This is a genomic window from Pseudomonas sp. (assembly GCF_017744435.1).
In the GTDB taxonomy this organism is placed as follows: Bacteria; Pseudomonadota; Gammaproteobacteria; order Pseudomonadales; family Pseudomonadaceae; genus Aquipseudomonas.
On the sequence record NZ_JAGIBG010000007.1, the window covers coordinates 38941 to 56664 of the forward strand.

18 protein-coding genes and 1 pseudogene are annotated in these 17724 nt (G+C 64.0%); 9 read left to right on the forward strand and 10 right to left on the reverse strand.

Going from position 1 to position 17724, the window contains the following annotated elements:
* Window positions 1–180: 180 nt before the first annotated feature.
* The 4 genes from J7573_RS07005 to J7573_RS07020 all read left to right on the forward strand — a co-directional run bounded on the left by J7573_RS07005 (window position 181) and on the right by J7573_RS07020 (window position 2399).
* The gene (locus J7573_RS07005; RefSeq protein WP_294331394.1) at window positions 181–372 is read left to right on the forward strand and encodes a hypothetical protein; all 192 of its coding nucleotides are present in this window, start codon (window positions 181–183) and stop codon (window positions 370–372) included.
* 201 nt (window positions 373–573) lie between these two features.
* Window positions 574–744 (forward strand): KGG domain-containing protein, encoded by a 171-nt coding sequence (locus J7573_RS07010; RefSeq protein ID WP_294331396.1) that lies wholly within the window; start codon window positions 574–576, stop codon window positions 742–744.
* A 133-nt stretch (window positions 745–877) separates the two neighbouring features.
* Window positions 878–1468: a nucleosidase gene (locus tag J7573_RS07015; RefSeq protein ID WP_294331399.1), complete on the forward strand. Its 591-nt coding sequence runs from the start codon at window positions 878–880 to the stop codon at window positions 1466–1468.
* Window positions 1469–1559: 91 nt separating this feature from the next.
* On the forward strand, window positions 1560–2399 hold the full coding sequence (locus J7573_RS07020) for a Ku protein (protein ID WP_294331402.1): 840 nt from the start codon (window positions 1560–1562) through the stop codon (window positions 2397–2399).
* 115 nt (window positions 2400–2514) lie between these two features.
* Here J7573_RS07020 and J7573_RS07025 read toward each other — a convergent pair whose 3' ends face one another.
* Genes J7573_RS07025 through ligD form a run of 5 tightly spaced genes read right to left on the reverse strand, consistent with a single transcriptional unit; the run spans window position 2515 to window position 8059 of the window.
* A complete protein-coding gene (locus J7573_RS07025) occupies window positions 2515–3162 on the reverse strand; it encodes a glycosyltransferase (protein WP_294331405.1) in 648 nt (215 codons plus the stop codon).
* On the reverse strand, window positions 3159–3758 hold the full coding sequence (locus J7573_RS07030) for a class I SAM-dependent methyltransferase (protein ID WP_294331408.1): 600 nt from the start codon (window positions 3756–3758) through the stop codon (window positions 3159–3161). Before J7573_RS07030 ends, J7573_RS07025 begins: the two co-directional genes overlap by 4 nt.
* Window positions 3759–3768: 10 nt before the next feature.
* Entirely contained in the window at window positions 3769–4524 is a 756-nt protein-coding gene (locus J7573_RS07035) for a PIG-L family deacetylase (protein WP_294331411.1), read from the reverse strand.
* Window positions 4521–5564 (reverse strand): acyl-CoA dehydrogenase family protein, encoded by a 1044-nt coding sequence (locus J7573_RS07040; RefSeq protein ID WP_294331413.1) that lies wholly within the window; start codon window positions 5562–5564, stop codon window positions 4521–4523. Before J7573_RS07040 ends, J7573_RS07035 begins: the two co-directional genes overlap by 4 nt.
* Window positions 5561–8059, reverse strand: a complete 2499-nt coding sequence (gene ligD, locus J7573_RS07045) for a DNA ligase D (protein ID WP_294331416.1) — start codon at window positions 8057–8059, stop codon at window positions 5561–5563. Before ligD ends, J7573_RS07040 begins: the two co-directional genes overlap by 4 nt.
* Window positions 8060–8185: 126 nt before the next feature.
* Here ligD and J7573_RS07050 point away from each other — a divergent pair, with 126 nt between their 5' ends.
* Window positions 8186–8647, forward strand: coding sequence for a phosphotransferase system, HPr-related protein (locus J7573_RS07050; RefSeq protein ID WP_294331419.1), 462 nt, complete (start codon window positions 8186–8188; stop codon window positions 8645–8647).
* Between the two features lie 25 nt (window positions 8648–8672).
* Here the strand turns inward: J7573_RS07050 and J7573_RS07055 are convergent, their stop codons facing one another.
* The 3 genes from J7573_RS07055 to J7573_RS07065 are packed head-to-tail and all read right to left on the reverse strand — an operon-like array spanning window position 8673 to window position 11604.
* Window positions 8673–9620 carry a lysylphosphatidylglycerol synthase domain-containing protein gene (locus J7573_RS07055; RefSeq protein WP_294331421.1) on the reverse strand — a complete coding sequence of 316 codons (948 nt, stop codon included), beginning with the start codon at window positions 9618–9620 and terminating at the stop codon, window positions 8673–8675.
* The gene (gene clsB / locus J7573_RS07060) at window positions 9620–10822 is read right to left on the reverse strand and encodes a cardiolipin synthase ClsB (RefSeq protein ID WP_294331424.1); all 1203 of its coding nucleotides are present in this window, start codon (window positions 10820–10822) and stop codon (window positions 9620–9622) included. Before clsB ends, J7573_RS07055 begins: the two co-directional genes overlap by 1 nt.
* Entirely contained in the window at window positions 10819–11604 is a 786-nt protein-coding gene (locus J7573_RS07065; protein WP_294331426.1) for an endonuclease/exonuclease/phosphatase family protein, read from the reverse strand. The genes clsB and J7573_RS07065 overlap by 4 nt, the downstream gene beginning before the upstream one ends.
* Window positions 11605–11774: 170 nt before the next feature.
* Here J7573_RS07065 and J7573_RS07070 point away from each other — a divergent pair, with 170 nt between their 5' ends.
* Complete coding sequence (locus J7573_RS07070) at window positions 11775–12149, forward strand: low affinity iron permease family protein (RefSeq protein ID WP_294331432.1); 375 nt, start codon at window positions 11775–11777, stop codon at window positions 12147–12149.
* 22 nt (window positions 12150–12171) lie between these two features.
* The gene (locus J7573_RS07075) at window positions 12172–12723 is read left to right on the forward strand and encodes an ATP-dependent Clp protease proteolytic subunit (protein WP_294331435.1); all 552 of its coding nucleotides are present in this window, start codon (window positions 12172–12174) and stop codon (window positions 12721–12723) included.
* Window positions 12724–12755: 32 nt separating this feature from the next.
* Here the strand turns inward: J7573_RS07075 and J7573_RS07080 are convergent.
* Window positions 12756–16528: pseudogene (locus tag J7573_RS07080) on the reverse strand (CheR family methyltransferase).
* Window positions 16529–16840: 312 nt separating this feature from the next.
* Here J7573_RS07080 and J7573_RS07085 point away from each other — a divergent pair.
* A complete protein-coding gene (locus J7573_RS07085) occupies window positions 16841–17056 on the forward strand; it encodes a general stress protein (protein WP_103447403.1) in 216 nt (71 codons plus the stop codon).
* A gap of 138 nt (window positions 17057–17194) precedes the next feature.
* Entirely contained in the window at window positions 17195–17464 is a 270-nt protein-coding gene (locus J7573_RS07090) for a DUF6555 family protein (protein WP_294331442.1), read from the forward strand.
* A gap of 4 nt (window positions 17465–17468) precedes the next feature.
* Here J7573_RS07090 and J7573_RS07095 read toward each other — a convergent pair whose 3' ends face one another.
* The gene (locus J7573_RS07095; RefSeq protein WP_294331445.1) at window positions 17469–17639 is read right to left on the reverse strand and encodes a hypothetical protein; all 171 of its coding nucleotides are present in this window, start codon (window positions 17637–17639) and stop codon (window positions 17469–17471) included.
* Between the last annotated feature and the right edge of the window lie 85 nt (window positions 17640–17724).

Sequence of the window (17724 nt, forward strand, 5' to 3'; positions counted from 1 at the left end):
CAATGGAGTGCGACGGGCCTATGGCTCGGCAGGCGACATCCGCGCAGGGCAACGGAGCCTGGCCCCGTCGCCCGCACCTGATATTTTTGCCAGTTGTGGCTGCTGCCTTGATGGGTACTAATCAGCGAGCCGGTCGCGCTTGCGCTCGGCCATGTCTTTCAGATCATGGAGAGTATGGAAATGACCATTCAAAGAATGCTGTGCCTGATCGGCTGCCTGTTGCTGAGCAATTTCAGTTTTGCCCACGTATCTCAATCAAGCGCAGTGATCCGGGCAGACAACGTTGTGGCTGCGCTGGAAAAAACGGCTGCTCCGCAGGCGCCGGCCTCCCCGCAGGCAGATGATGAAGAAGACACTGACGACGAGGGTTGACCGGTCAAGCGTGCCCATAGCTGACGAGGCCTACCTCGTCAGCTCCCACCTACCATTGGCGCACCAAATACATCCCTGCCAATTATTTAACGCCACCGGTCCGAACCCCTCGCAATAAACCGAATCCCCCGAAATGGCCGAACTCCGAACCTATGTACGGCGCATTGCCGTGCATTCCGAAGTCACATGAGGTTAGAGACCATGGCCAACAAAGAGAACAGCCGCACTGGCAGCCAGGGTGGTAACAAGAACCCAGGCAATTTCGCCAATGACCGGCAAAAGGCGTCCGATGCCGGGCGCAAGGGCGGCCAGTCCTCGGGGGGCAATCTGCACCAGGACCGCGAGTCGGGCCGCAAGGGCGGCCGCTCGTAAGTGACGGCAACGCAGTGCCGGGCCTTCCTGGCACTGCAAACACCCTCCATCCGGACCGCGATGGGGGTTGCAATCAGGTGGCGATTACCGAAAATGGCTGCGCCCATCGCAAGCCATTCGGACCACCCGCGCCATGATGCTGATCAAGCAATTCCCTGACATTTCCCTCGCCGATACGTTGTTCGTCTTCGCCCTGGAGGCTGAGGCCGGCGACGTCTTCACCGAGGTGAAGACCGTGTTCACCGGCATCGGCAAGGTCAACGCCGCCATTGCCCTGACCCGGGCCATCCAGCAGCAGCGCCCCAAGCTGATCGTCAACCTCGGCTCGGCCGGCAGCCAGCGCCACGGCAAGGGCGAGGTGGTGTGCTGCACGTGCTTCGTGCAGCGCGACATGGATGTGACCCCGCTGGGCTTCGCCCGCTATGAAACGCCGCTGTCGAACATCCCGGTACTGCTGGAGCATGGCCAGGTAATCCCCGGCTTGCCGGTGGAAACCTGCGGCAGCGGGGACAGCTTCGAAATCAACCATGGCGACGCCCCTTACGATGTGGTCGACATGGAGGCCTACGTGTTCGCGCTGATTGCCCGCGAAGAGGGCATTCCGTTCGTGTGCCTGAAGTACATCTCCGATGATGCCGGCAGCGATGCGGCGGGGGACTGGGCAGTGCAGGTGCACCTGGCGGCCGAGGCGTTCAAGCGGGTGCTGTTCACCCAGGCGGTCTGACCCACCCGCAGGGCGAATCGAGTAAACCTTCGCGGCGCCACGCAGTCACTTCTGGTAGGAGGCCCATCTTCGGGCCTGGGAGGTGCAGGCCATGGCCAGGGCTATCTGGAAAGGCGCGATCAGTTTCGGTCTGGTCCATATCCCGGTGTCGCTCAATACTGCGGTGCGCACCGAGCGTGTCGATTTCGACTGGCTCGACAAGCGCAGCATGGAGCCGGTGGGCTACAAGCGGGTGAACAAGGTCACCGGCAAGGACATCGACAAGGACAACATCGTCAAGGGTGTGGAATACGAGAAGGGCCGCTACGTGGTGATCAGCGAGGAAGAGATCCGCAAGGCCCGCCCCGAGGCCACCCAGACCATCGATATCTTCTCGTTCGTCGAAGCGCAGGACATCCCCCTGCAGCAGTTCGACACACCGTATTACCTGAGCCCCGACAAGCGCGGCGGCAAGGTCTATGCCTTGCTGCGCGAAACCCTGGAAGCAACCGGCAAGGTGGCGCTGGCCACCGTGGTGCTACATACCCGCCAACACCTGGCGCTGCTGCGCCCGCTCGACGATGCGCTGGTGATGATCACCTTGCGCTGGCCGGAGGAAGTGCGGGGCCTGGAAACGCTGGAGCTGGACAACAGCGTGACCGACAGCAAGCCCGACAAGCGCGAGCTGGACATGGCCAAGCGGCTGGTCGAAGACATGAGCGGGCCATGGGCGCCCGGTGAGTACCACGACGCGTTCCGCCAGACCATCATGGACCTGGTGGAGGAGAAGGCCAGCAAAGGCAAAATCTCGGTGGTGGAAAACGGCGAGGGTGGGGCTGGCGAGAAAGGGGCCGACATCATCGACCTTACCGAACTGCTTAAGCGCAGCCTGGGTGGCAAGAAAGCTGCTGCCGAGAAAAAACCGGCCAAGCGTAGCCGCAAGGCCTCCTGAATCCTGCTCTGGCCTCTTCGCGGGTAAACCCGCTCCCACAGGTACCACACAAGCCTCAAGGGCGGTGATATACCTGTGGGAGCGGGTTTACCCGCGAAGAGGCCGGAACAGGTAATTACAGACTCGCCAGATAATCCCCGAACCCTTCCCGAGCCCGGCTGTCGATCCGGCTGCTGGTCGCCACGCTGTGCCTGGCCGTCCACACGATCTGCGCACCATCGGCCTCAAGGTCACGTACCAGCTGCACATCTTCATGCGCCACCAGTGGCTGAAACCCGCCCACCCGCTCATAAGCCCGGGCACAAACGCCCAGATTGGCGCCATGGATATGCCGGTGGCCCTCCCGCGCTTCATAGAGGCTGAGGTACAACCTGCGCAGCGCCGCCCGTTGCCAGGGCTGCCAATGGACGATGTGCACCGTGCCGCACACCACCTCTGCAGTGCAGGCCAGTTGAGAGAGCAGCCAGTGCGCTGGCACCTGGCTATCAGCATCGGTGCAGGCCAGCCAGTCGGCGCCCCGCTCAAGCATCCATTCGGCCCCCAGGCGGCGTGCCATGCCGACATTGCCGGCGTCGACCGCAAGCACATCGACAGCATGCCGAGCGGCCACTCGGGCGCTGCCATCGACACAGCGGTCGAGGACCACCAGCACACGCGCTCGATGGCCTGCCTGTTCAGCACTGACCACGGCGGCCCCCATGGCCTTCAGGCAGCGCCCCAGGCGCCTGGCTTCGTTGTGCGCAGGAATCACCACGCCAATCATGGACAGGTCTCGTCCAGGTCGACCACGCTGGGCTGGCACGACCAGTATTCGAGCAGGAAGTCGGCCTCTTCGTGGCGATAAACCGGATAAAGCGGCAGGTGCTTGGCCAGCAACTGGTGCACCTCACGGCCATCTTGCGGACAGCCGGCGATGGGATGCTTCCAGTGGCAAGCGAGCAAGCCGCCGTCGTAAGTCAAGCTGGCGACCGATTGTTCGATGACCTGCAGCCAATCGGTAGGGTCGAGGTAATACCCGATTTCGCTGAGCACGATCAGGTCGAAGCGCCCCCCCGGCCAGTCACCGGGTAACCTGGCCTGCTCGATCGAAGCATTCGGCACATCGGCCAGGCGCTCTCGGGCCAGGCCCACTGCTGTAGGGTCGAGGTCCTGGCACAGCAGTTCGGCGCAGCGCTCGGCCAGCAGCACGCTCAGTTCACCATTGGCACAGGCTGGCTCAAAGATTCGCTGGTAGCACTGGCGTGGCAGGCTGGCCGCGACCAGCTCGCGTTTACGTTTCTCATACCAGCGGGTGCGGAAGGCCCACGGGTCTTCGTTGCGGGCATACAGGTCGGCGAAATACTGCGCATCAAGGCTCATGATCACTCCGTTACAGGAACACCAGTTCGAAAGGTTGCAGCAGGCAATCCAGCAACCGGGCCGGCAGCACCGGAGCGCGCGGGCCATCCGGCTCCAGCTGGCTGACATGCGCGGCCAGGGCCTTGCGTTTGCGCGCCAGGGCGGTGTCGTCCAGCGCAATGCGATGGGCGCGTGGCCAGGGCAGGCGCGGATCGTCCGGCTGAGCCCAGTACCAGGCCCACACCGGCACTTCGATCAATTGCGCCTTGCGCGCCTGCGCGGCCTGCGCAGCGGCCCTGCCGACCGCCTCGTGGTCACCATGACCATCGCTGCGCCAGGTCGCCATGAGCACGTCATCAGGCCGCAGCACCTGGGTCAGGTGGTTGACCAGGAACGCTTCTTCGCGGGGCAAGGCGCCGTCCTTGAGGTTCAGCCGGCGCCAGTCCAGGCGGTTCAGGTCCAGATCGAGCTGCTGCAAGGCTTGCCGGCTCTCAAGCGGGCGCTGCCTGCGCAGGCGATGCTCGGTCCAGTGTTCGGAGTCAGAGTGGCTAGCCTCACCGTCAGTGGCGGAAATCAGCAGCAGTTCGTCTTCGCGACCTTGAAAATGGGTCAGCAACCCGCCGGCCATCAGCACCTCGTCGTCCGGGTGCGGCGCAATCAGCACCAGGCGTCGCCCGGGCGGGCACAGTTGTTGCGGCGTTATCCAGGTGGCACGCGCCAGGTGGGCGGCCTGCTGCCATTCGGCCCAGGGGGTACCGTCGCTGGACTGGATCAGGTTGGTGTTCATAGCTTCCAGGCTCCTGCCGGTACTTGTGTCAGTTGCGCGCCCAATGCCGCCAGATCACGTTCGGCATGGCTCTGGCGCAAGTAGACCGGAAGGTCGGCGCTGAGCCTGGCGAAGTGGCTGTTGCGGCAGAAGGGCGTAGCCCCCAGCGCCCGGCCGACGTGGTGGATCACCTGCTCGACCGCGTGCTCGACCTGGGCGCGGGTACGCCGCACTTCGAAACTGGCGTCGGCCTCGGGCTGCCGGTCGATCCATGCCGCACACTCGCGCAGCGCAGCGCGTGCGCCAAACAAGGCGGCGTCCACCGCACCCAGGTGGGCATCGGCGTGGGCATCGGGCCGCGGTTTGCGGCAATGCGCCCGCAGGTAGTCGGCCAAGGCCTCGGCGGCGCCATACCAGCACGCGGCAATACCGGCGCCGCCGTGCCAAAAGCCGGGGCGCGACAGATATTGCCCGGGGCGGCCAATGGCGATGCCGGGCGTATGGTCGAATTTCACCTCGATGCTCGCGGTGGTTGCCATGCCAACGGCCTGCCAGCTGTCGATACTCAAGCCCTGGCTCGGCTGCGCCAGCTCGATCGCTACCAGTTGCGGCTGGTCGTCTGCGGTCCAGGCGGTAATCAGCGCCCGGTCGATCTGCAGGGCGCCGGAGCACCAGGCCTTGCGCCCGGCCAGGCGCACCTGGTCGCCGTCACGGGCGACGATGCGTGCGCGGGCATCTGGCGGCTCTGCTGCCCAGACGCCCCAGATGCCTTCGTCGACGTGGTGCGCTGCGCCACATTCAGCGAGGATGGCCAGGGCATCGGTATGCCCCTCGTAAAGCTTGGCCAATGCCAGGTCGCAACCGGCCACCCGCGCCAAGGTCTGCCAGCGCCGCAAGGTGTTGCCTTGGCCGGGCAGGGGCAGCAGGTCGAGGTGGTCGGCCTGCAGGGCCTGGATCAGTTGCGGCAGTTGGGTGTCGAGGTTCAGCGGCAGCGGCCGCTCGCCAAAGGTGCGCAACAGCCGGTCAAGGTTGTTGAGGTCGAAATCCTGGACGATGCTCATGCCATCCCCATTTGCTTGCGCATGCGCGCGGTGATCGATTGGCGGGTCTTGGCCATGTCGGCCCACGGATCGTCGGCTTCGGCCAAGCGTTCATGCAAGTTGCCGATATGCCACTGGTTGGCGCCCTTGAGCTGAGCCAGTTCTTCGCGCCAGATCGGCACCGATACCGGCAGGCCCTCCCGGGCGCGCAGGGAATACGCGCACGCCGTGGTGGCGCCCTTGCCGTTGCGCAGGTAGTCGATGAAGATCTTGCCCACTCGGTTCTTCGGCCCTGAAACAGCGCTGAGCCGATCGGGGAACAGCTTGGCCAGGTAGTCGACGATGGCGTGGCTGAAATCCTTCACCTCGTCCCAACCGGCACGACGGGTGAGGGGGACAACCAGGTGCATGCCCTTGCCGCCGCTGGTCTTCAGAAACACCTTCAGGCCCAACTCGTCGAGCAGGGTGAGGGCCAGTTGCGTGGCTTCGAGCATGGCCTTCCACGGCAGCGCCGGGTCCGGGTCGAGGTCGAGCACGAAGCGGTCGGGCTTGTCGAAATCCTTGTCGGTGGCGTTCCAGGTGTGCAGTTCGAGCATGTTCATCTGCACCGCGCCCAGCAGGGTATCGGCGCGGTTGATGACCATGGCCGCCTGACCGGCTTCGGCCTTGTCGTAGGTGAGCACATGGGGGATGTGCAACTGCCCGGCGTTCTTCTGGAAGAACAGTTCCCCAGCCAGGCCGTCCGGTGCCCGCACCAGCGCCACGGGGCGGTCCTTGAGTTGCGGCAGTAGCCACTGGCTGACTTCGGCGTAGTACTCGGCGACCTGCCGCTTGGTGGCACCGATCGTAGCGTCGATCACCCGGTCGGGATGGGTCAAACGCAGCTCGCCAAGGTCGTCCGGAAGGTCGGATTGCTGGCGTTTGGGCAGGTTCTTGCCGGGCATGGCGCGCTCCAGATCGATGGCAGTGGCGGGCTTGTCATCGCGCAGCCCATGGAACACCGCATGGCGCACCACGCCGTCGCGGGTCATCTGGGCATAGGCAACCTCGGCCAGCAGCTGCGGTTTGAGCCAGTGCACGCCACGTGCTTCAACGCCGGTCGGCGGCTTGGGCAGTGCGGGCCGGGCGATTTCCAGCGGCTTGAGGCGGGCATGGATGCTGTCCAGCGTGGTGGCGCTGAAGCCGGTGCCGACCTTGCCTGCGTACCGCAGCTCGCCGCTGTCGTTGTCGTGCAGGGCCAGCAACAGCGCGCCAAAGGCGCTGCGGCTGCCTTTGGGGTCGGTGAAGCCGACAATCACGAACTCCTGGCGCTGCTTGCACTTGAGCTTGACCCAGTCGGCGCTGCGGCGGCCCACGTAGGGGCTGTCCGCGCGCTTGCCAATCAGGCCTTCGAGTTCAAGGCGGCAGGCGCTGTCCAGCAGCGACTCGACGGGCTGGTCGAAGTCTTCGGAATACCTGAGCCTGTCCGACTCGCTGTGCTCTAGCAGCCGGCGCAAGGCTTCGCGACGTTTTCGCAGCGGCAATTGGCGCAAGTCCTGGCCGCCCAGATAGGGCAGGTCGAAGAGGTAGTAGCTGATCTGCTCGTCGTGCTCGGTGTCGAAGGCATTCTGCAGGGCCTGAAAGTCCGCCTTGCCGTGCTCGTCGTTGACCACCATCTCGCCATCGAGCCAGGCCGAATCGACACCCAGCGCTCGTAGTGCGGCAACCTGGCCAAGCATCCTGGCGCTCCAGTCATGGCCATTGCGAGTGAACAGGCGGATGTCGTCGCCATCAATCCGGGCGAGCATGCGATAACCGTCGAATTTCACCTCGTAACGCCAGTCGCCGTCGGGCGGCGAATCGACCAGGGTTGCGAGCTGCGGCTGCAGGTGCTCGGGCAGTGCAGCCTTGACTGCGCTCCCGGTTCGCTTGCGGTTGGTCCGGGTTGGCGAGGCCTTGGCTTTTGCCGTACGCCGGGGCAACAGCATGCGGTCACTGAGCACGCTGTCCGGCTGGGCCTCGACGATGCTGTATTCGTCTTCACTACGCGCCTGTTCGTCGTGCGACTTCACCAGCATCCATTGCTCTTTCTTGCCCGCCAAGTGAGTACGGAACAGGTTCCACACACCGTTGAGCTTTTCGCCCTGCAGGCGAAAGCGCAACTTGCCGTTGGCGTAGGCTTGGCGGACATCACCTTCGGGCTCCCAGACACCCCGGTCCCAGACGATCACATCGCCGGCGCCATAATGGCCCTCGGGGATATGGCCCTCGAAGTCCGCGTAGTCCAGCGGGTGATCTTCGACATGCACCGCCAGGCGCCGCACTTTCGGGTCGAGTGACGGGCCTTTGGGGATGGCCCAGCTCTTCAGCGTGCCATCCAGTTCCAGGCGGAAGTCGTAGTGCAGGTGGCTGGCGTCGTGCTTCTGGATGCAGAACTGCAAGGCGTGGGCGCGCTTGCCCCGCTTGCGCTGGCCGCTGGGCTCCGGCGAGGCGTTGAAGTCACGCTTGCGCTCGTATTCTGCAAGGGGCTTGACCATGGCGGCCTCCGGGCATTCGCTGTCTGTAGATTGGGAGGCGGCCGCCTGCTCGGTAGTTCAAAAAACTCTGAATCATACGCAGCTTGGCGGAGTCGACCGTGTGTACCGCACCGATGGAGAACGGCAATGACCCGACCCGATGACCCCAAGCCCTATGCACCGAGCGAAATCGACACCACCGAAGACCGCATGGGCAGCGTTCATGAACTTGACTTCAATGACCAAGACGACCACGAAGGTCGGGCCGGTGATGAACGGCCGGCTGTAGAGGTGGCGCAAGAGTTCCCGGCCCGCCGCGTTGCAGAAAGCGGCATGACCGGCGGCGAAGCCTTGAGCGACAGCCTGCATGAAGACGGCGTTACCTATGATGACCTGAGCCCGGACACGCTGCTGGACGAAACCGGCGCCCGCGACCCGCATGAGCCCGGCAGCGGCGGGCCGGCTGACCAGGCCCTGCGCCGCGTGGGTGCCGATGAAATTGGCGGCGGCATCGGCTTGGACGAAGCAGAGCTTGCACGCTCCGCGCCGCTGGACGGGGAGCCGTGGACAGATGACGTGATCGAGGATGACGAGGGCAAGACACCATAAGCGAGTAAGTTACCTACCGGGCCACTCACGCCGGTTTGTCGCGCCGGCGCATGGCTTTGGCGCGCTTTTCCAGGATCAGATAGGTGACCACAGCAGCTACCAGTGGAACCAGGTAGTACAACGTCCGGTACCCCAGCAGTGCCGCCACCAGGGTGCCCTGGCCGATCTGACCGTGGAGCAGGGCGAGGAACACGGTTTCGAGCACACCAAGGCCGGCAGGAATATGGGCGACTACCCCCGCCACACAGCTGATCAGCAGGATGCCGAGGATCGAGGGGTAGAACGCATCGCCAGGCAACAGCCAGAAAATCAGCAAGGCCATCATGGCCCAGTTGCTGGCACCCAGCGCCACCTGGCACAGGGCCAAGCGCAGCGAGGGCAGCGTGACTTCGTGCTCACGCCAGCGCCAGGTCCGCTTTTTCGCAAAGCCGCAAGCCAGCAGGTAGCCGACGGCGATGGCCAGCAAAAGCACACTGATCAATCGCAGGCCACTGGCGCCGACCGCCCAGTTCGCCGGCAATTCGACCAGGCCCAGGGCGAACACGCTGCCGGCCAGCAGCATGTAGCCCATCCAGTTGGTCAGCAGGCCAAGGGTGAGGATGCGGGTAATGGTCGGTGTGTCCAGGCCCAGGCGACTATAAAGGCGGTAGCGCAAGGCAACGCCACCCACCCAGGTGGTGAAGTTGAGGTTGAAGGCGTAGCACACGAACGCTACCGGCAGCACCTGCCTGGCCGGCAGGTTGTGGCCGGTGTAAGCCCTTGCCAGCAGGTCGTAGCTGGCGAAGATCAGGTAGCTGCACAGCGCCAGAAACAAGCCGATGGCCAGCGTGCCCGGCTTGTAGGCCAGCAGCGACTGGCGTACCTCGTTCCACTCCAGGTTGCGGGCCAGCACATAGAGCAAGACCGGGATCAGGATCAGGAACGCCACGGTGAACAACCGCTTGCCCCAGATTTGCCAGGCTTTCTGTGCCATCAGGTTTTGCCCTCATGCAGGTCGCCCTGGGCCTCGACCTCCGGCTGCACCGAATGCAGGCGCTGGCGGTGAGCGGGAAACCAGCCGGCGATCCTTGGGAAATGCCGGATGACGTGGAAGCACACGAAGATCAGCGGTGCTCGCCACCAGTAGCCGCGCACCATCCGTTCCAGGGTCACCGGTTTGCACTGTTCGACGGCCAGTTGCTGCAGGTGTTCGAACAGTTGCTGATTGAAGGCCGGGTCACGGATGAACAGGTTGGCTTCCAGGTTGAACGACAGGCTCAGGGGGTCGAGGTTGCTAGAACCGACCGTGGCCCACTGGTCGTCAACCAGCGCCACCTTGCCGTGCAGCGGCCGCTGGCAATACTCGCGGATGCGCACGCCGTCGCGCAGCAGGTAGTTGTAGAGCAGACGTGACAGGGCGCGCACCCAGCGCATGTCCGGCTGGCCCTGGAGAATCAGGGTGACCTCGACGCCGCGCCGCGCCGCATTGCGCAACTCGCGCAGCAGGCGGTAACCGGGGAAGAAGTAGGCGTTGGCCACCACCACCCGCCGCCGTGCCCCACGCAGGGCCTGCAGGTAGTGGGTCTCTATGTCGGTGCTGCGCAGCCGGTTGTCGCGCTCGACCAGCACCGCCGTGCTGCGGCCGGTCGGCTGCGTCAGCGGGCGTACCTCACTGGGCGGTTCCAGCACCGGGGCCATCAGCCTGCGGCTGGCGGCATGCACTTGCGCCACCACCGGCCCGGTCACCTCAACGGCGTAATCCTGCTTGGCCATTGGGCCGAAATCACTCAGGTGGTCGGCGCTGTAGTTGATGCCGCCGATAAATGCCTGTTCGCCATCGATGACCACAATCTTGCGGTGCAGGCGGCGGAACAGGTTGGTGCGCATACCGGCCAGCCTGGGCTGCGGGTCGAAGGCATGAACACTGACACCAGCATCGGTCAGCGCTGCAACGAAACTGTCGGGCAGGTCGGCGGTGCCGTAGCCATCCACCGCGACTTCCACTCGTACCCCGCGCCCGGCGGCATCGATCAGCACCTGCTGCAACTGCTGGCCGACCTTGTCGTCGTAGATGATGAAGGTTTCCAGCAAAATCTCTTCCCGCGCCCGGGCCATCGCCTCGAACACCCGTGGGTAATAGGCCTCGCCATTGATCAGCAACTGGACGCTGTTGCCCTCTACCCAAGGTCTGTTCACAGGTTGATCTCCGCAGCCAGTGGCGCATGGTCGGACAGATGCGACCAGGGGTACATGGAAAGTACCTGGGCCTTGGTCGGCATGGCATTGCGCAGGTAGATGCGGTCCAGGCGCAGCAGCGGCAGGCGTGCCGGGAAACTACGTGCCGGGCTGCCGAAATGCTCGCCGAAGGCTTCGACCAGGCGTTGGGAGAGCACCGCATCGGCCTTTAGACGCCAGTCATTGAAGTCGCCCGCGATGATCACCGGAGCCTGCGCCGGCAGGCTGTCGAGCAGCTTCAGCAGCAGCTGTACCTGGCTTTGCCGGTGCGCCTCGCGCAGCCCCAGGTGCACGCAGATCGCATGCACCTGCTCATGGCCTGGCACCTCCAGGCGGCAATGCAGAAGGCCACGCTGTTCGTTGCCATGGATCGACACGTCGAGATTCTGGTAATGCGCGATCGGGAATTTCGACAGCAGGGCATTACCGTGGTCACCCTGGGGATACACCGCGTTACGGCCATAGGCGAACTGCGGCCACATGCTGTCGGCAAGGAATTCGTACTGTGGTGTTTCGGGCCAGGTCGGGTGGCGCACGGCATGCTGTTGGTGGCTGCCGTGCACTTCCTGGAGAAACACCAGGTCGGCGTTGGTGGCGCGCACCGCGTCGCGCAGCTCGGGCAGGATGAAGCGCCGGTTGAACAGCGTGAAGCCCTTGTGCACGTTGATTGTCAGCACATTCAGGCGGTGCACCGCCGTCACCTTGTCGATGATGCAGCGGGGGACGGGCAAGGTCTTGTTCACGCAGCTGTCCTCATGGCCTGATCCTTTGAACATCAGTCAACGTGCGACCGGAGCGGGGCTGCGAGGGTTCAGCGCAGATGATCGAAGGCCATGTTGCAGGCGGGAGTTGAACTTTGCCGGCGCCAGCGATTCCACCGCATAGCGGATATGCAACGCAGGAGATCGTCGGGATGAAATTCGATCGCTTCTGTCAGTGGCTGGCCAACTGGAGCGGGCGGCCGATGGCGTTCGGCGTCGCCTTCCTGTTGATACTGGTATGGGGCATCACCGGGCCGTTGTTCGATTTCAACGACACCTGGCAACTGGTGATCAACACCTCGACCACCATCATCACCTTCCTGATGGTGTTCCTGATCCAGAACACCCAGAACCGCGACAACGACGAGCTGCATATCAAGATCGACGAATTGCTGCGCACCACCCACAAGGCGCACAAGGCGCTGCTTGACCTGGAGGACATGGACCCGGCCGAGTTGCATGCCTTGCGCAAGCAGTACCAGCAGATGGCCGAGCGCGGCGATGATGGGCAAACATCGAAGGAATGACCCGCCAAGACTGGAGGCAAGCATGGCCAGACATATCATCCACTTCACCGGGCCGATCAATTCATCCACCTGCGGCAACCTGATCAACACCTGCTCGCGCGCCCTGCAGCAGGGTGCCGACGTGCTGCAGCTGAACATCGCCACCATGGGCGGCGAATGCAGCTACGGCTTTACCTTGTACAACTTCCTGCGTGCGCTGCCGGTCAGCGTGCACACCCATAACCTCGGCACCGTCGAGTCCATGGGCAATATCCTGTTTCTGGCGGGCGAGCACCGCACGGCATGCAGCTACAGCAAGTTCCTGTTCCACCCGTTCCACTGGACGCTGCACGGTTCGGTAGACCATGCGCGCATGGCGGAATACGCCATGAGCCTGGACTATGACTTGCGCCTGTATGCGCAGATTGTCGCCGAACGTACCGAGGGCAGCCGCGAAGTGCTGGATGTGCCGCGCTACCTGATGGCGTATCCGCGGATCCTCGGCCCCAGCGAGGCGCTGGAGAGCGGGATGATCCATGCCATCGATGAACTGCCGATCGAGGCCGACAGCACCCAGTGGAGCGTGCACGCCTGAATTGCGGGGTGCTGCTCTGCAGCCCCGGCCTTTCAGTAAGGCACCGAACCGTTCAGTGCCTCGATTGCCTCGACCAGTTCGTCATAGCCCACCGGCTTGTTCAGGTGACGATCGAAGCCATACTGGCGCGACTTGTACTGATCGGCGCTGGCACCGTAACCGGTGAGAGCTATCGCAGGGGTGTTGCGCAGGTGGGCATGGCCACGCAGGGCCTTGATCAGCGCATGACCGTCCATGCCCGGCATGCCGATGTCCGAGATGATCACGTCATAGTGCCCGTCGGCAGCCGCCTCCAGGGCCTTCAGCGGGTCGCTGTAGGCCATGACTTCGGCGCTCTCCATCTCCAGCAGTTCTTGCATGACCTCAAGGACTTCGAGTGAATCGTCGACCAGCAAGATGGTGGTGCCTTGCAACCGCCCCTCGCTGAACGGTTCGGGCCCATCGGCACGCGGTTGCAAACCGGGGTCGCACAACGGCAGGCGCACAGTGAAGGTGCAGCCCTTGCCCAGCCCCGCCGAGCTGGCCTCGACACTGCCACCATGGGCTTCGGCGAGCTGGCGCACCAGTGACAGGCCGATGCCCAGACCTTCCCGGCCATGGTTGGCCAACTGCGGAGCCGCCTGGCTGAACAGGTCGAAGATGTGCTCCAGGCTGTCGGGGTTCAGCCCCACGCCCTGGTCGATCACCTGCAGCCGCGCCTGCAGCTCGTCGTGGCTCAGCACCAGGCGAATCTCGCTGCCGGGCGGGCTGAACTTCAGCGCATTGTTCAGCAGGTTCCAGATGATCTGCTCCAGGCGCGTGACGTCGCCCTCGATGATCAGCGGCAGGTTGTCGGCAGGCAGCTCCAGGCGCACCGGGCAAGGGTGCTGCTCGCTCTGTACCACGGCATGGATGCCCTGGACAATGGCGCCGAGGTCGACCGGCTCGGTCTTGAGCTTGAGCTTGCCGGTGCGAATGCGTGCCACATCCAGCAGGTCATCGATGATCCGCGCCTGGCTGGACACTGCTTCGCAAATGGTCGTCACGGCCTTGCTGGCGGCGCCGATGCTTTTGATCGTGGGCAGCCGGCGGAGGATTTCGGCATTGAGCTGAATCAGGTTCAGCGGGTGCTTCAGCTCATGGGACATCACCGCGAAGAACTCGTCCTTCATGTGGCTGGAGCTCTGCGATTCGGCCAGCTGCTTGCTCAGCCGCTCCTCACCCAGGCGCACGCGCTCTTCGGCGGCGTGGTTCTTGCTGATGTCGATGAAGGTCAGCACCGTGCCGTCGATTTTCTGCTCGCTGGAGCGGTAGGGTAGCAGGCGTGCCAGGTACCAGTGATCGCCGTGGCCGCCGATTTCGCGTTCGATGATGGTTTCGCCCTTGGCCACGGCGCGGGCGTCATCGGCCAGGGCCGGATAGTCGAGGCGGTGGGTGATGTCCAGCAGCGAGCGGCCGGTATCCACTGGCAGCATGTTGAACAGGTCGGTGGCGCGCGGGGTGAACCAGCGAATGTGCAGGTTGCGGTCGACGAATACCGTGGCGATGTCGGTCGAGGCGATGAGGTTGCTTAGGTAGTCGTTGACCTTGTCGGTTTCCTCGACCTTGTTCTTGAGCTCGTAGTTGACGGTGAGCAGTTCCTCGTTGATCGACTGCAGCTCTTCCTTGCTGGTTTCCAGTTCTTCGCTGGCCGAACGCAGCTCTTCGTTGATCGCCTGCATTTCTTCGTTGGAGGCGGTCAGTTCTTCGCTGGATATCTCCGACTGCTCGATGGTTTCCTGCAGTTGCAGGCGCGTTCGTTGCAGTTCGCGTTCCAGGTTGTGCAGCACCATGCTGTCGGTCTGGCGGATGACACCGGGCAGCGGCAACGACGGGTCGGGCGCGCGCTCTTCGAACACCACCAGCAGGCACTCGTTGTCGCTGAGCTCGTCCTTGTAGGGTTGCACGGTGATTTCCACCTGCTGCCTGTGCTCACCTTCGCCGAGGTCGATTGGGCGCGAGGTCACGGCCTCGATGCCCTGACGGGCCTGGAACAGCGTACTGCGCAAGGTCAGGCGCAAGCTTGGCAGCACCAGGTTGAGCAGGTTGCGGCTCGGCTCGCCACCGGCCAGTTGCAGGTAACGCCCGACACCTTCGCTCATATGCAGGATGTTGCCTTCGCTGTCGACGATCAGGCTGGGCGGCGTACGCCGGGCCAGGGCGCGGTGGTGCACTTCGGCATAGGACGGCTTGCGGCCTGGCTTGGCCTTGGCCTGGGCGCCCTGGGCGAGGTTGGCCATGCCTGCGGCGGGCAGTTGCCGGCCTGAGCTGCGGCCAGCCGGGCTGACGTCGCGGGCCCGGAAAATCCGGTTGCGCTTGTCCACGGGGGTGAACAGCTCATTGGCCACGTCGGCAGATTCCGAGGTACCAAGGAACAGGTAGCCGCCGCTGCGCAGGGCGAAATGGAACATCCGCAGGATATCTTCCTGCACCTCGCGGTCCAGGTAGATCAGCAGGTTGCGGCAGACAATCAGGTCGATCTGCGAGAACGGCGGGTCGGACAGCAGGTTGTGACGGGCGAACAGGACCTTTTCCCGGACTTCCTTGCGCACCCGGTAATGCTGATCTTCCTTGATAAAGAACTGGCGCAGGCGGGTGGGCGGCACGTCGGTAAAATCGCTTCCGGATAGGAACCCATGCGGGCAACGCCGATGGCGCGCTCGTCCAGGTCGGTGGCGAACACCTGAACCTTGCTGGCACGTTGTTCCAGCGCCAGTTGCTCGCTGACCAGCATCGCCAGGCTGTAGGCCTCTTCGCCCGTGGAGCAGCCGGCCGACCAGACGCGAATCTCGCGATTGTCCTCGCCTTCGCTGACCAGTTGCGGCAGCACATGACGCTCCAGCGACTCGAACGCCTCACGGTCGCGGAAGAAGTTGGTAACGCCGATCAGCATGTCGCCCAGCAAGGCAGTGGCTTCACTGCTGTGCTGCTCCAGGTAGCGCAGGTAACCACCCAGGTCGGTCTGCCCGGTCACGTGCAGGCGGCGCTCGATCCGCCGGAGCACGGTGGCGCGCTTGTAATGCTGGAAATCGTGGCCGGTCGCGCTGCGCAGTTGCAGCAGGATCTCTTCGAGCAAGGGTTCTGCGGCCTGGGCATCGCCGGCCCGGGTGCCCAGGGGCGGCGGCAGGGTGTCGTCTTCGATTTCCGGCAGCTTCACCTGGCGTGCAGTACGCCACAGCTCCATGAGCTTTTGCGGCATTTCCGCAGCTGGCAGCACCAGATCGACCATGCCGGTTTCGATGGCGGCGCGCGGCATGCTGTCGTATTGCGCGTCGTCCGGGGTCTGCACCAGGGTCACGCCACCTTGCTCCTTGATCCGCGACAGGCCCACCGCGCCATCGGCGCCGGTGCCCGACAGCACCACGCAGAAGGCGTGGTCCTTGTGCACGTCGGCAAGGTCACGGAAGAACAGGTCGATGGCCACGTGGTCGCCGCGCCGGCGGTTGGCCGGGGTGACCCGCAGGTAGCCGTCGTTGGTGGAGAGGCGGTTGGCCGGGGATATCACGTAGACGTGATTGCGTTCGATCGGCACGGGCTCGGTGACCTGGCGCACCGGCATCGACGTGGCCTCCTGGATGATCCGGTCGGCCACGCTCTGGTGGTCGGGCGACAGGTGCAGCACCACCACGAAGGCCATGTCGCAATCGCCAGGCATCTGCTGGAAGAAGGTGCGGATGGCTTCCAGCCCGCCGGCCGAAGCGCCGATGCCGACCACCGGGAAATCCAGGTGGCTGGGGCTCAGCGCTGGGTTTTGCGGCGATGCGGGTTGCTCAGGGGACGACGTCATGGAGTTGCCTTGTGCAGACCTGGATGATGGCCCATCGACGCATCGTCGGGCAGCTGAACGAGCATTATAGGCCGCTCGTCGGCTCTGCTGCGAGGCATTGCAAGGGTGGGGGCCGTTTGAAGTTGTGACCGTCGCCCTGCAGAAAAATTGCCTTGCCAATACCTGCCGCACAAGCATTTGCAGCCAGAACCTTTCGTGCCACCGGTCAGCCGCACGCAATCCGATTGAGCAGACCCGCCCATCGCCGGTTCGGAACTAAGGCATGGCACCGTTTCATGCACCCAACCCATCCGCATCGCAAGGAGAAACGACATGGCTGGTGATCAACAACGGACCGGACAACGTGGCGGCACCAAGGAAACCAACCCAGGCAATTTCGCCAACGATCGCGAACGCGCCTCCCGTGCCGGCCACAAAGGCGGCCAGGCGTCTGGCGGCAACTTCGCCAACGATCGGCAACGGGCCTCGGAGGCCGGCCGCAAGGGCGGGCAGAACAGCCACGGCGGGGGCCGCCCGCATCAGCAATAGCGGCGCTCGCCAAGGCCCGCCCGTTTGGCTGGCGGGCCGCCTGCCGGCTCCTTCAATTGTTCGACAATCTTTTTGAATCTTTCGCGGACGGCATCACTCAATGAAGAAGTCATCCATGGAGAAGAGGAGGGCCGCGTGATGCCGAGTCCGCAGCTTTACATTATCGATTACCTGCTGCACGGCGAGCCGCGCAGCTTCATCATCCGGCTCGAGAAAATCGATAACGCCGAGGCTTGGCACTGGGCAAGTTGTGATGCAGGGATCGGCATCATCCCCAAATTCGGGCGAGAGAAGATCAGGAAGGTGAGCCGGCCGATGGCTGAGCGTTACGGGATAACCGCAGTGAGTTGGCGCGAATCAGGTGGCAAGCCCAGCCAGGCGGTAAGCGACTCCAGTGTGACCAGCTAGTGCCTCATGCACCGGACTCGGGGTCGCTGGCAGGCACCCCAGGCCGGTTCTGATCGTCATCGGTCTGGTTCGAGTCGGCATCCGGGTCGTCTGTCCGGTCGTTGCGTTGGTCCGGGTCCAGCTCCGGCCAGTCGTCCTGGGCGCTACCTCCGCCCATGTGCAGTCGTCTGTTCATGACGGCGCCCTCGTTCGTGGAAAGGGCCCACCTGGGTGGGCCAGGTACAGGCGTGAGAGGCAAAGCCATCGACCACCCCTCATTG